The sequence below is a fragment of the Collinsella sp. AF19-1LB genome (assembly GCF_003459655.1).
In the GTDB taxonomy this organism is placed as follows: domain Bacteria; phylum Actinomycetota; class Coriobacteriia; order Coriobacteriales; family Coriobacteriaceae; genus Collinsella.
On the sequence record NZ_QRWO01000018.1, the window covers coordinates 44,633 to 57,289 of the forward strand.

The 12,657-nt window shown below is 56.8% G+C and carries 21 protein-coding genes; all 21 read right to left on the minus strand.

All coding sequences use genetic code 11. The annotated features are described in order from the left end of the window. Positions 1 to 16: 16 nt before the first annotated feature. The 21 genes from DWX39_RS06680 to DWX39_RS06775 all read right to left on the minus strand — a co-directional run bounded on the left by DWX39_RS06680 (position 17) and on the right by DWX39_RS06775 (position 12,426). Positions 17 to 454 carry a hypothetical protein gene (locus DWX39_RS06680; RefSeq protein ID WP_117758945.1) on the minus strand — a complete coding sequence of 146 codons (438 nt, stop codon included), beginning with the start codon at positions 452 to 454 and terminating at the stop codon, positions 17 to 19. Between the two features lie 422 nt (positions 455 to 876). Then, positions 877 to 1,584 carry a glycosyltransferase family 2 protein gene (locus DWX39_RS06685; protein WP_233508897.1) on the minus strand — a complete coding sequence of 236 codons (708 nt, stop codon included), beginning with the start codon at positions 1,582 to 1,584 and terminating at the stop codon, positions 877 to 879. A gap of 13 nt (positions 1,585 to 1,597) precedes the next feature. Beyond that, positions 1,598 to 1,828: a hypothetical protein gene (locus DWX39_RS06690; protein ID WP_117758946.1), complete on the minus strand. Its 231-nt coding sequence runs from the start codon at positions 1,826 to 1,828 to the stop codon at positions 1,598 to 1,600. Positions 1,829 to 1,849: 21 nt separating this feature from the next. Continuing rightward, positions 1,850 to 2,080 (minus strand): hypothetical protein, encoded by a 231-nt coding sequence (locus DWX39_RS06695; protein ID WP_117758947.1) that lies wholly within the window; start codon positions 2,078 to 2,080, stop codon positions 1,850 to 1,852. Further along, positions 2,081 to 2,779 (minus strand): hypothetical protein, encoded by a 699-nt coding sequence (locus DWX39_RS11120; RefSeq protein WP_199411456.1) that lies wholly within the window; start codon positions 2,777 to 2,779, stop codon positions 2,081 to 2,083. Between the two features lie 204 nt (positions 2,780 to 2,983). Continuing rightward, complete coding sequence (locus tag DWX39_RS06705) at positions 2,984 to 3,301, minus strand: Lar family restriction alleviation protein (protein ID WP_117758948.1); 318 nt, start codon at positions 3,299 to 3,301, stop codon at positions 2,984 to 2,986. Beyond that, the gene (locus DWX39_RS06710; protein ID WP_118072012.1) at positions 3,288 to 3,605 is read right to left on the minus strand and encodes a hypothetical protein; all 318 of its coding nucleotides are present in this window, start codon (positions 3,603 to 3,605) and stop codon (positions 3,288 to 3,290) included. Before DWX39_RS06710 ends, DWX39_RS06705 begins: the two co-directional genes overlap by 14 nt. Positions 3,606 to 3,706: 101 nt before the next feature. Beyond that, positions 3,707 to 4,021, minus strand: a complete 315-nt coding sequence (locus DWX39_RS06715; protein WP_117758950.1) for a hypothetical protein — start codon at positions 4,019 to 4,021, stop codon at positions 3,707 to 3,709. Positions 4,022 to 4,425: 404 nt separating this feature from the next. After that, positions 4,426 to 4,752, minus strand: a complete 327-nt coding sequence (gene mihF, locus DWX39_RS06720; RefSeq protein WP_117758951.1) for an integration host factor, actinobacterial type — start codon at positions 4,750 to 4,752, stop codon at positions 4,426 to 4,428. A gap of 4 nt (positions 4,753 to 4,756) precedes the next feature. Beyond that, a complete protein-coding gene (locus tag DWX39_RS06725) occupies positions 4,757 to 5,047 on the minus strand; it encodes a hypothetical protein (RefSeq protein WP_117758952.1) in 291 nt (96 codons plus the stop codon). Beyond that, the gene (locus DWX39_RS06730; RefSeq protein WP_118072011.1) at positions 5,048 to 5,410 is read right to left on the minus strand and encodes a hypothetical protein; all 363 of its coding nucleotides are present in this window, start codon (positions 5,408 to 5,410) and stop codon (positions 5,048 to 5,050) included. A gap of 2 nt (positions 5,411 to 5,412) precedes the next feature. Then, the gene (locus DWX39_RS06735; protein WP_117758954.1) at positions 5,413 to 6,213 is read right to left on the minus strand and encodes a ParA family protein; all 801 of its coding nucleotides are present in this window, start codon (positions 6,211 to 6,213) and stop codon (positions 5,413 to 5,415) included. Between the two features lie 320 nt (positions 6,214 to 6,533). Then, the gene (locus tag DWX39_RS06740; protein WP_117758955.1) at positions 6,534 to 6,911 is read right to left on the minus strand and encodes a hypothetical protein; all 378 of its coding nucleotides are present in this window, start codon (positions 6,909 to 6,911) and stop codon (positions 6,534 to 6,536) included. Beyond that, the gene (locus tag DWX39_RS06745) at positions 6,911 to 8,314 is read right to left on the minus strand and encodes a flotillin family protein (protein WP_117758956.1); all 1,404 of its coding nucleotides are present in this window, start codon (positions 8,312 to 8,314) and stop codon (positions 6,911 to 6,913) included. The genes DWX39_RS06740 and DWX39_RS06745 overlap by 1 nt, the downstream gene beginning before the upstream one ends. A gap of 68 nt (positions 8,315 to 8,382) precedes the next feature. Further along, positions 8,383 to 8,568, minus strand: coding sequence for a hypothetical protein (locus DWX39_RS06750; RefSeq protein ID WP_117758957.1), 186 nt, complete (start codon positions 8,566 to 8,568; stop codon positions 8,383 to 8,385). Positions 8,569 to 8,585: 17 nt separating this feature from the next. Beyond that, positions 8,586 to 8,759: a hypothetical protein gene (locus DWX39_RS11020; protein ID WP_158561635.1), complete on the minus strand. Its 174-nt coding sequence runs from the start codon at positions 8,757 to 8,759 to the stop codon at positions 8,586 to 8,588. Between the two features lie 50 nt (positions 8,760 to 8,809). Beyond that, the gene (locus DWX39_RS06755) at positions 8,810 to 9,283 is read right to left on the minus strand and encodes a hypothetical protein (protein WP_117758958.1); all 474 of its coding nucleotides are present in this window, start codon (positions 9,281 to 9,283) and stop codon (positions 8,810 to 8,812) included. Positions 9,284 to 9,296: 13 nt separating this feature from the next. Beyond that, positions 9,297 to 9,716, minus strand: coding sequence for a single-stranded DNA-binding protein (locus DWX39_RS06760; protein ID WP_117758959.1), 420 nt, complete (start codon positions 9,714 to 9,716; stop codon positions 9,297 to 9,299). Positions 9,717 to 9,737: 21 nt separating this feature from the next. Then, a complete protein-coding gene (locus DWX39_RS06765; RefSeq protein ID WP_117758960.1) occupies positions 9,738 to 10,094 on the minus strand; it encodes a hypothetical protein in 357 nt (118 codons plus the stop codon). Between the two features lie 157 nt (positions 10,095 to 10,251). Beyond that, entirely contained in the window at positions 10,252 to 11,316 is a 1,065-nt protein-coding gene (locus DWX39_RS06770) for a hypothetical protein (protein WP_117758961.1), read from the minus strand. Positions 11,317 to 11,928: 612 nt separating this feature from the next. Further along, on the minus strand, positions 11,929 to 12,426 hold the full coding sequence (locus tag DWX39_RS06775) for a hypothetical protein (protein ID WP_117758962.1): 498 nt from the start codon (positions 12,424 to 12,426) through the stop codon (positions 11,929 to 11,931). Positions 12,427 to 12,657 lie beyond the last annotated feature (231 nt).

Consider the following 12,657-nt stretch of genomic DNA (forward strand, 5'->3'; position numbering starts at 1 on the left):
GGTCTCGATTCTATTTTCAGTCTTGACGGGCTTTAGTGCCGTCCGGAATTACCTGAAAAAGCGTCCCTTTGGGGGCCACGACCTTGCGTCCGCAGTAGGGGCAGCTCTTTATGAGTTCGACCCTCCATCCGTTCTTGCAACTATCATCGGGCAGGCGAACCTTGCCGAGCGGGCCGTCCGCCCCGCAAGCGGAGCACGTGAAGTGTCCGGTCTGCGGCCCGTTGAGGTTCTCGCAGGTGCCGGGGTCAATCAGGTTCGCAAGCATGCCCAGCGTATCCTCATCGGTAAAGGGCATCTCGTCGGCGACCGTCTCCTCAATGATGCCGCCGATTGCAGCGGGAAAGATGGGTATGCCCGCCGCGAAATGACAGTGCGAGTTGTGGCGGAGCCTTGCGGCGAAGTGGATTCGAGTGTCTAAATCGGGCAAATGCGCGGGCGATTCGTAGATATTCATTTCGACTACATCCTGTCCATTGGAACGCTTGGGGAACGTTCGCATTAACTATAGTTATTATAGCTAAATATCTGCACGAAAGTCAGCAGAGCGTAAATCTTTTCAGATTTACGCGGTGAAACGAAACTATAAAGCCGAGGGGTCGCTACCTCGCGGCTGGAACTCGGATGCCCACCACGGCTTATCGTTCGTGCTGTTGTTGGGATGAAGAAAAGAGCGATAGACCTCAAGCTCCCACTGCCTGCGATCCGACTTCGCCACGGCATCGAGAATAAAGCCGGTGGCGAGCGAAAGAGCGCAGAGGAAAATCAATGCCGCCGCGAGAATCGCAGTCGGGAAGCGGGGCACGACCCCGGTCGCAACGAACTCGTGAATGACGGGGACACCTAGCGCAATCCCCGCGAGGAAGAATAAAAGCGCGATCAGGGAAAAGAACTCCGGGGTCGATAGTTCTTGAAAAGGGTGCCGACCATTGCGACGACCTTAATGCCGTCGGACAGGGTATTCAGCTTCGACTGCGAACCTTCAGGTCGGTCTCGATAGTCTACGGGGACGCTTTGGATGCGCCAACGGCGGTCGACGGCATGTATTGATATCTCGCTCTCGATTTGGAAGCCGTCTGAAAGAACGGGGAACGTCTTGACGAAGGGCTTGGACATGGCGCGGAAACCCGTCATGACGTCGGCGTATTCGTAGCCGTAAATCCACTTGATCATGGCGCGAACCAAATCGTTGCCAAAGCCATGGAGCGCACGCCTATTCTCCTTAGCGTACGTCCCGTTAGACAGCCTGTCCCCGACCACCATATCGGCTCGTCCGCTTAGAATCGGTTCGCAAAGGGCTCTCGCTGCTTGAGCTGGGTAGGTATCATCGCCGTCCACCATGAGGTAGCAGGCGGCATCGATATCGCGGAACATCTGCCGGCAGACGTTTCCCTTGCCGCGGCGAGGCTCGAATCGGACGGTCGCGCCGTGCCTCATCGCGATCGCAGCCGTCGCATCAGTCGAATCGTTGTCGTAGACGTAGACAGTCGAGGCTGGCAGCTCGCGTTTGAAATCTTCGACCACCTTGCCGATGGTCAGCGCCTCGTTATAGCAGGGAATGATGACTGCAATCTCGTCTCGATCCATTCAGAGTACTTCCCTATTTGATATCGAGATAGACACACGGAGAACTCCATGCGCCGCCCTCGCGAGTTGCGATGTCAATATAGCCGCGCTTTGAGCGGATAACCTCGGCATTGGCTATATCGCGCGGCAGGCGAAATAAATCCTCGTGGTCGATATAGGCCGAGCACCTCACCCGTCCGTATGCTCGGATAATCACGAGTTCGTACACCCTGGTCTTATGCCAACAGTATTCGATAACGGTCATAATCAGCCTCCTTTAACTTCCCTATTTGATATCGAGATAGATGCATGGGGCATCTTCTAACCCGCCTAACCGGTTCGCGATGCGAATCCAGCCGCGCTCTGCGCCGACAACCTCGGCATTGGCTATATCGGGCGGCAGGCGTAATAAATTCTTGTGTTCGATATAGGCCGAGCACTCCACCCATCCGTTAGCTCGGATAATCACGAGATCGCGCCATTTGGCCTCGTGACGGCAATACTGGATAACGGTCATTTATCTATCCTTCCGAAAATTTCGCCCGCAGATCGGACAATAGTTGATGGGAATATAGGCGCAGTCGATGCCGTTGTCGTGGGACATCGTCAAATGCGCCCCATGTGGGTCACTGACATCGAGCGTGAGCCCTATCCCGTCAATCAGGTCCATGTCCCCGCTGACGGTATCGATATCGCCCAGGGGCTTGGGATTGTATGGGGAGCACCAAGGGCAATATGAGCCGAAGACACCGCGTGAGGTCCGCCAAGTGTTGTAGCTATGGTTCACCATTCGATACAGTAACTCGGAGGCGGGTGCGATGCGGCTGCTCCCCGCGCCGATGCTGAGATCGAATTTCTTCCGCAGGCGACCCCCTTTGTCCGGGCAGAAGACCTGCGCATCCTTAGGGAGCCCCAGCGTTTGGTAGAGTGATTCGGCGAGACTCTGCGGACAGACAAGCCAGTTTAAATCACCCTGGAAGGTCAGGCCGTGACCGCTCTTGAAATCGGCCATGCACGACTTGACCTCGACGAAGACGAACTCACCCCGCTCGATGGAAGATGGAAACGGTGATAAGCGTTCAGGCCTGAATGCGACGAAATCGACGCGGTGATCATCATCCACCCAGACCTCGGACGCCACCAGGGAATACTCGTGGCGCAACCGAGCCAAGACACGCTCGGACAGCTCCTCTGTCATCTCTTCACGCTGTCCCAATTTATGCCTCCTGATTCTATGGGATTCAGCAAAGTCGGCTATCTGTCCGACTTCATTCGGAGACCCTTCTCGATTTTCTTCAAGACGTGGAGCTTCTCCTCCTCGATTTCGTTGCGCCGCTCCAGCTCCGCGCGAATCTCGCCTAAAGACCGCTCGAGAGTCCCAAAATTGATATTGCAATTTGTGGCCATGAATCAATTCCCCCTACTTTTCCCTATATCGAGTGTTCCAAGTCTTAAGGGCGGCGATGCAGGCGTTGTATTCGTCCTCGCCCTCGATAATCGATTTGCGCTGGGGACCGTCTATCTCTGCGGTACAGCCTTGGCATTTGCAGGTGGCAGAGGAGAAGTAGAGCGTAGGAACTCCCTCGACATATGAGGTCGCACCCCGCCCGAAGGGATAGATGGTCACCTGCGTGCTGCCGCAGAAGGGACAGGCTTTAGCATCGTCTACATCCATGTAGGAGGTGTTCGGACACCCGATAAAGGCCGTCCGTTCCAGCTTGTACTTACGCGCCGGCATCGTTTGCGTCCTTGTAAGTCATGGGAGCGGAGTCATTAGGGCAGCGGGCATCCCATACCTGCTGCAACTGCTCCAGGGAGTCATAGCCGCCCATCTCGATCGGACATTTGGCGGCGACGGCCTGCTCGATATCTGTATGCTCGATTTCCCAGCACGGAGCCCCGTCCAGCCACGGAGCCCAGCGGGGTTTCACAGCCCCGCCGCAGAAGGGGCAAGTCTTGAGTTTCAGGGCGTTTCGGCGCTCGCGAAGCTCCTCGGGCTCCATGCGGGGAAAAGGATCGATCGGATTTGAAGTCGGTTCCATTCGGATACTGCTTTCTATAAGGGGGGATGGCTATCAACTTGCGTCCCAACGCATGTCGTCCCAGTGAGCGAAGCGGCGCGGCGGGGTCGGCATGCGTGCGATTAGATGCTGAAAACGGCTCCGCAGCCCAGGCAGTATGCGGCGAAGCGGGTGTGATATGGGATGCCGGTACCGCAATTCGAGCAGGGGGAATGTCCGTTTTTCGACACGATGGTTGCCGTCGGGCGGGCGATATATGCCGAGAGTAGCTCGTAGCAACTGCGCTGGCTCATGGGGTCGAAATCGTCGTCGCAGGTCTCCTGCAGGATGTCCTCAAGGGGACGAGGGGCGGAGCTCGATTCAGATTCCTCTTTGAGGACCTCTGCGAGTTCAAAACGATCGCTATCGGAAATATCGACAGCAGTCAGCTGGCTCATATCGGATCACCAATCTTATTTATAGGCGTAGGGAAATTCGCCGACTTACTCGGCGCGATGGACTCTATGGCGTGTCGAGAAACCACTGCTTGTAGGGATAAATGGGGAGAACAATGGAATTCGAACAGAGTCCAGCGCGCCGAGCATGTCGGCAGCTATATGGCGAGGGGGCTGCGGCGCCGTCTTCCACTCAGGCACGTGTCACATAAAGGAAGGAAAGGAGTCAAACAAATGGGGTGTCGGGAAAGCGTGAAACCCGACCCGTGAAATAGAATCGATCAAATACGAGGGAGACGACGCCGCAGCTCCTTCGCCAGCCAAGGACAAAGGAGCAGGGCCATGGCGGCAGCATAGACTGATATGACCGCCGCGAAATACACGAGCACCGCAAATGAGAGCATGGCTTAACCCTTGGATGCGGGGAGATGGTCGATGATGTAGTCACGCTGGCGGCAACCGAGGCCCTTGACTCGACGATTCGGGGCGATGCCAGCTTGGGCCATGAGCTGGGTCGCCTTCGCCTTGCCGATGCCTGGGACGGCGATCAGCAGACGAACCACGGGAATGCGCCAGTATTTGGGGTCGGCCGAAGCCTGCTCAAAGGCGACGGAACCCTGTCGGACCAAATCGAGTAAGGCCTTGCGCTCTTTTCGGACGGCTGTGGCCTTCTCAAGGTTCTCACGGCGCTGTTCATCGGTCATGACGGGCAGCTTGTTTGCAGAATCGGACATAGGGTCACTCGCTTTCATCTTCGAATAGGTCTTCGTATTGCTCGGGGGTCAGCTCGCAGATAAACGCCTTCATCTCGGAGCGGTCCTTGCTGGAGACGGTGATAAAGGCATAGAAAGGAATTCCGGAATCATCGGGGTTGGAAGCGGTCGCCACCGCGAGCAGCTGCCCCGCGTGGCGAAGCGTCTTGGCAAGCGTCTTCATGCCCTTCGGAATGAGAGCGTCTTTGGGTTCCAAGACCCGCTTGACCTGCCAATCCCGAAGCGAGGTTCCGGTAATATCCTCAATCTCGTCCATTTAAATTCCTTCCCTATCGAGTTCATCGAGTGCTTGGATGACGATATCGGTCGCTATCGCCCAAAGATCGCGCATGCGGATGTGGTGGGTGACGGCTGCGACCTTCATGCGGTCTACCGCCTTGGAATCAATCTTGAAGGAGACCTGCGTCTGGCGCGGGAAGTCAGCCGCAGCGTATTCCTTCGAGTACGCGGCCTTGATCGCCGCCGCCATTCCCTTTACGCATTCATCGCCAAAGGGATAGGGGCCTGTCGATTTGGCAGTTTCCGCAGAGCGCACGGACGGACTCCCCGAACGCCGGCTCAGCATGGCACGCTTCGCGTCGGCCGTGAGATCCATGCGGTTCTTCGATGGTGCGCCCATGGCTATTCGCCGCCCAGATATTCGTCAACGAACTTGCGGAACTCGGCCACGGCGGCATCGTTGGGGCGGAAGCCGAACAGCGGCTCCTTGTTGTTCGCCGCGTCCTCAATCGCCTTGTGCTTCATCGGGCGCGCCGCGTAGAGCTTCGTGTGGCCGAGCTCGGCGATCGCGGGAAGCTGTTCGTCGGCGGCGCGGGATGCGACCTCGTCCTTGCTGTACTTGTTGAGCAGGATGCCGTCGATATTGAGGTCGGGGTTGAACGCATAGTCGGCTTTGATGGACTCGACGAGGTCGTAGACGTTGCCGAAACCGTTAATCGAGAACATCGACGGCTCGGTTACGATAACCACGTCGTCTGCCGCGACGAGGGCGTTCAAGGTAGAAAGACCGAGGGACGGGGGGCAATCGATGACGATGTAGTCGTAGACGTCCATCGCAGGCTCCAAGGCCCGCTTCAGGCGAAACTCTCGACCGAGGCCTTGGGAGAGGACCGAATCGAGATCCTTCATCGTGATGTCGCCAGCGATGATGTCGCAACCTTCCATGAACTGGACGCAATCAGAGAGGGATGTCTTGGGCTTCTCGAGCAGATTGAAGACCGTGGGGACGGCAGGAGCGGTCTCGGCCTTCATCCAAGTCGTGATGTTCGCCTGGGCATCCATATCGATCAGAAGAACGTTAAACCCGCGCTCGGCCATGCCCTCGCAGAGGGCCTTGCTCGCGGTGGTTTTCCCGACCCCGCCCTTGTTGTTGATTACTGCAATCGTCCTTGCGACCTGCGCCACGCCATCGGCACCCATCATCGGACTCCCTTCGGTTTCGTGCGACCCCGAACGGAATTACAGACATAGATAGCCTCGGTAACGGGCGGCGTACCGTCCGTTACCTTGCGATATTTATAGATGTCGCGTAGTCATCTTCCTGTCCGTCAATCAGCGCTTGGGGCACGCTTTTGACTTAACTATATGATAACAGCCTATCGGCATAATGCAAGCATTATCTGAGGATTATCGGTGCGTCGTTAGTATTTGCGTGGGATGGGTCCAATCGGCAAAGAAAAGCCCCCGCAACCGTCTGGGTTGCGGGGGAAGAAAATCAGCTGCGGAGCCACATAGCCCTTGAGCTAGAAAAATATGAGCCAGACCGTTCCTAAAAGCAGGGAAACATATCCTGCGGTCGACACAAGGAGATCTAAGATGGCAAGGACGGTTACCGTGTTGATCTGGGCGGTACCGCAGGGAGCCAAGCTCGTAGCGAAACCGAACAAGGGATAGATCGCGGAGACTAGGCAGATTGATTCAAGACCTGCCGTCAACAGGGGGTTCACCCCCGCCAGCTCATCGCGATGCAGCAATCCCATCAGGACGGCAACGATAGCGAGTGTCAGCCAAATCAGAAAGACGCCTGCTTTGATGCCCTTGGTGTCCGCTATCCATGACAGGGGCATCGTGCATCCGAGGAAGTCGAGCAGCAAGGCCGAGACGACCAGCAGGACCGCCATCAGTCAACTGGGCTTTCTGCAGGGTCGGTATCGGTATCGGAGCTCGAAATCAGGCCGTTCAGCAGGGACGGCAGGTCGATTCCCGTGCTGTCCTTCAGGCCAGATGCGACCTGGTCGACAATCGAGGTGGTCTCCTTTACGAGCTTCTGGGCGTTGCCCGAGCCGTACATCTTGATGGAGTCGACGGCTGTCAGCGGCTTCGCGACCTGCTCGGCCACCTGGGGCATGATGTCGATGTAGCGGTTGGCGAGCAGATAGGGGTTCTCCATGCCGTTGTAGGCCTGTGCCTGGGCCTTCACGCCGGCAGCGATGCCCTCTCCCCTGCTCTTCTCGGATGCGCCGTCAGCCTCGCCCTTCAGGCGCGTAGCCTCGGCCTCTGCCGTGGCTTTCGCCTTGATACCCTCGGCGTCCTTCTGAGCGGAATACAGCTCGGCGTCGGAGGCGTTCTGACGCTCGATGCGGGCGGCCTCCGCCTGCTTCGTGCGCTTGTAGAGATCGGCTTCGGCTGCCTGCTCTGCGGCGTAGCGGTCGGCCTCGGCCTGCTTCTTCACGGTCGCGTTCAGCTCGCGCTCCCTCACGTCCGCCTGACGCTCGGCAAGCTCGACCTTCTTGGTCTCCGCGGCGATCTCGGCTTCCTGCTGGGCGATGTAGAGCTCGCGCTGTTTCTCGGCCGTGACGGTTGCTTTCACCATATCGGCCTCGGCCTTTGCCTTGTCGGCCTGCTTCTTGAGATCGGCCTGTTTCAGGTCGAGCTGGTTCTGGCGGATGGCGACCTCCTCGGCCGCCTTGATCTGCGCCAACTCGGCTTCCTTTTTAATCTCGGCCGCTTGATCGGCGCCCATGGAGCGGATGATGCCTTGGGAGTCGGAGAAGTCCTGGACGTTGAAGGTGCGCAGCTCGAGGCCGAGGTTGGCAAGGTCGTCCTTGGAGCCGTCGAAGACCTTTGCATTGAAGCTCTCGCGGTCGCGCATGAGCTCCTTCAGATCCATCTGACCGATAACCTCGCGCATCTTGCCCAGCATGACCTCGGTGACTTGGCGCGTCATCTCCTCCTTGTCCATATTCAGGTAGTTCTTGGACGCAGTCTCGATGAGCTCGGGAGTTTGGCCAATCTGGAAGTTCGCCACGGCGCAGGCGTGGATGAGGATCGCATCCTGTGTGGGGATCTCATTTTCGGTGGTCAGCTGCACCTGCACGGCACCGAGGGAGAGAGTGTCGACGCGCTGGAGGAGCGGGATAACGAACGTACCCTTGCCGGAGACGCTGCGCATCTGACCGAATCCAGATACGATCATCAGTTTGTCCGGCGGGCATTTGCGCCAGCAGGACTCGAAGACCATCGCCACGACTAGGATACCGACGATGATGGGGAGCAGGCTGAAGATTACAGATTCGAAGAGCATGCAGCTTCCTTTCTTCAAGGGCGGCTCTGACAGAGCCGCCCAGGTATATACAGTTGTATGTCAGGGGATTACGCCAAGAGCTCAATCAGGCGTACGATCGTCACGATGAGCGTGGCGATGCAGGCGAGACAGCTGAGCGCGAGTGAGAAGGTCCATACACCATGCAGAATCTCGACCTGCTCGCAGCGGGCGAGGCTATTGAACCCGCCGCCGTATCTCGTCCAAATATCGCGAAGTTTCTCGATAACGTGCATATATCACTCCTGTGAAACTAGAAGGATTGTTCCAAAATCACGATAAATGTGCCGATACATGCGAGGACGCCGCATTTGATCACGAAGATCCATGCGCTATGTATGAACTCGTCCTGCTCGTAAGGGCTCAGGTTATTGAACCCGCTGCCGTATCTCATCCAGATATCGCGAAGTTTCTCGATAATGTGCATCTAGCGCTCCTGTGAAACTAGAAGGTGTTCGGGCTCAGAATGCTTCACGATTATTCGCCGGCCGCGCTCATGTTCGTGAGCAACCGGTGGGTCCAAAACCACTGCCAGTAGGCATTGTTCTGGCGCTCAGCCGCCTGGGATTTGGCAGAATCTGCTTCGGTGTTGTCGGCTTGCTCTTGAGCCTCATCGGTTTTGACGGAATCGGAATCGGTCAGCACGATCGGGAAATCCGCACCGACCGCGGCGGCGTTGTACTCGGCTAGGGAAACCTCGTGGTCTGCCTGGTGACTACCGTTTCGGACGGTGACGTAGTAGCTCTTGCTGAAGCCCGCCGAGTCAATATATTTGCCCTCGATGGTTCCCGTCTGCGTCAGCTCGACGTCAGGCGAATCGCGTCCGCCTCGAAATCCACCGTTGTCCAGATACGTCATGATGAGAAAAGCAAACGCTATTATCAGCATGACAGCAAATAAGATGAATTCGATTGCCGCCTGACCGCCTACCGAGCTCTTGTTGAATCGCAACGAACCCACGCCCCTAGAAAGGGATATCGTCATCGAAGTCATCGACGACGGGAGGCATCGGGGCTTGCGGGGCAGATGGCTGCGTGGGTTGGGCTTGCGTCCTAGGGGATGCCAAGAACTCGATGTTAGCGACAATCAAATCGAGTTTGGAATGGCGCTGGCCATCCTTGTCCCATGTCGAGTAACGGAGCTCGCCTGCGATTGCGACTTTCTGGCCCTTCGCGAGATAGCGCGACAGGGCTTCGGCACGCTTGCCGAAGATGGTGCAGTCGATGAAGTTGCCCCTTTCGTCCCACTCGCCGGTCTGCCTGTTTCGAACCGAGGTGTTGAACGCCAGGGTGAACGACAGGAGTTGCGTGCCGCCCGCGGTCGTACGCAGCTCGGGCGGTCGCGTCAGACGGCCGGTCAGGGAAACGTTGTTGATATCGGACATGTCGGTTCCTCTCTCGAAACGCTAATCGATAAGGTCTGCGATGAAGTTCGCACGCTTTGCGCGGGTCGCATGGCCTGCCGCTCGGCTGTGGGATGCCTCGATTCGGCGCACCGCGATGGAGATCTGGTCTGATATACAGGTACCGCTCGAGATATCGGCATAGCGGACGCTCACAACGAGGCCGCGCTTGTGGCCGCTCACTCGGCGTCCGATGAAAAATGCGGGGTATGCTTGGGCAATCTCCATGCGCACGGTCTCCATGCCGCGTGCCTTGAACGGGGACGGCATAGCGACATCCACGACCTCGCCTACCAGCGACTGAACCGCCTCATGGACGAAGGTGCCGTCATCGTGCGGCTCGTCCTCGAAGTAGAACATTCGGCTTCCTATAGGTTTTTCACTTCGCAAAAGGGAGGAGGCGGATTTGGCTCCGCCTCCTGCAATCAGAGTGTTCATATCGTCATCCTATCTGTCCGGCAGGTCGTTTGGGGTGCGGCCTGACAGCTAGGATACTAGCATAGTTAACGGTGCGCCGTTATATATTTCCTGTGTTATCGGTGGATGGTAAGCAATTGCGGACATATGGGGGCGTTTTCGGACATTTTTGGGCTGTTTTAGGACATTGTCCGGGAATGTCCGTAAATGTCCGAAGCGGCGACAAGGCTTTCGATTCGAGAGCACGTCTGTGCCTTGCGGTGGAGACGGACAGGACACCCTTGAAGCTCGCGATAGATGCGTTGATGACTTCAGGCGGCAGTTCTTGCAAATCCACAGACGAGCAAAGGGACTTGAGGTGCCTTCGATATCGGATGAGTGTGGTCTGGGAGAGATGGCGGCACGGATGGCCATCAGCGCAAGAGAATCGAATCTTGAGAAACGTCAGCTCCCGATTCAGGCGGGAGGAGAAGCAGGCCTTTGCATTTGGCTGAAGCCCCAGGGATTCAAGACCCGCTAGGAAGAGATGGCGGATGTACGGCAGGTCTTTTTCAGAGCAGAAAATGTAGCCATCATCCATATAGCGGCCAGCCCCGCCCTGCCCGAGGAGTTCATGGAAGGCGTGATCCAGCCTGTTCAAATAGGCGATCGCTGCAAGCTGGTTCACTTGATTGCCCAATGTCAGGAAATCCGATTCGCGGCTATAGAGAGCGGCGATATCGAGGAGGCGTGACATGGAGTCCGATTCAGGCCGTCCTTGATAGGGCTTCAAGATAATTTCAGACAGGACGGCATGCGCCCGAACCGAGGGGATGCTTCCGAAATAATTCTTGACGTCATATTGGAAAACCCGAGCGTCTGGGCCATATCTCCTGCGTGCCGCAAGCATGTCCCGTTCGAATCGGCTGCGTGCGAAGGAGGTACCCTTGCCTTTCAGGCTCGCCGAGTTCGAATAGACGAGGCTTCGCGACAACATAGGGACGATAAAGCGATCGCATAGGCAACGCTGGACGACTCGATCCTTGTAGCGCGGCCCCACGATATGCCTGATCTTGCCACGCTCGCAAAGGGTGAAGCGGACTGGGGGCTGGCGGCGATACTTACCCGATAGCAGACTCTCGCGCAGGCGGATACAGTTGACGGCGCGGTACCTATCGAACTTCATCGCAGCCGATTTCCATAAGGTACCCTTCGCACATACACGAGCCGCTCTATATAGGTTTTCGAAAGAGAAAACGTCTTCAGGCGTCTTCGGTACCGCCTCGAGCGATCGGCGGCTCAGATCTCGACGGCTCTTCTCTCGGCGTTCACGCCGCCTTGCCCGTTGGGAGCGGTTCAAGGAGCTCCCTCCTTTCGCAAATCATCAATAAGCCCCGGCTGCACCCCTATTCAAGGTGCCGATTCCGATGTGCCTGACAACCGCGGATGCGATCCAGATGCCGTCTCTTTCGAGAGGCAAGTCCGCCCATCTTGCATCACCGGGGCCTGTATTCGCAGCGCCGAATGGGACGCCGACCGGTGGGTATCCCCTTTTCTCCTTTACCATTCCGCTTTCACGAGATGCGCTACTCAGACCAAATGGAGAAAATCGGGACAGACACAATTCGAGTTCGTCGCGTTGTTGTTGTTCGACGGATCGCCGTTGGTGTTGACATTGAGGAAGTTGTTGGAGTTGTTCGGGTTCACCGAGCGCTCCCACCAATTGCTACCAATCTACGGATGCCCACCTCTCGGCACTCCACAGGGTGAGCATCGAGAGGTAAACAGCCTCGGGAAGTTAGGAAAATTCTCCATTATCCGTCTCGCCTGTTGACGCAAATTGCTTCAGGCGATGCCGTTCCGACTTTATCGCGCCTTTGGTTACCTTCATGGTATTGGACACGGATCCAGCGAGCGAGATAAGCCTTTCCATCTTCACAAACGGCTTCTTGACTTGAATTTCGGCACCATTCTGGTCTCTTTCCGTGTAGACAACTTGGGGCATATCGTCCAGCCAGGCATCGATCAACATCGCAATCAGGCAAAGCCGTCCGTAGGCATCATTCAGGCAGGAAAGCCTCTGGGCACTTTCGACTTGAGTCATCGCGTAGATTCCATCGGCCTCGGCCGTTGCCTGCATCAGGTCGTAGCCGGCGCGACAGATGTACTGCGTCTCGGTGAGGGCACGGGATTTCGGTAGCTTCTTGGCTATCGAAATGAGTTCACGCCAGACAATCCGTGCTTGTCGGAGATATTCAGTCGAGACTGATTCAGTCTGTTTGCTCTTGGGAACCATGAGACCTCTAGATAACGTAAAGGAACCTCTCCAGCAAATGCCGGAGAGGTCCATGTGCGAAGGTTAGAAGGAGAAAGCGGGACAGACACAATACGAGTACGTCGCGTTGTAGTAGTCCGACGGATCGCCGTCGGTGTTGACCCTGAGGAAGCTGTAGGAGTTGTTCGGGTTCACCGAGCGCTCCCACCAACTGCTACCAATGCCAAGACAAGAGTTGCCCGAATAGTTGTT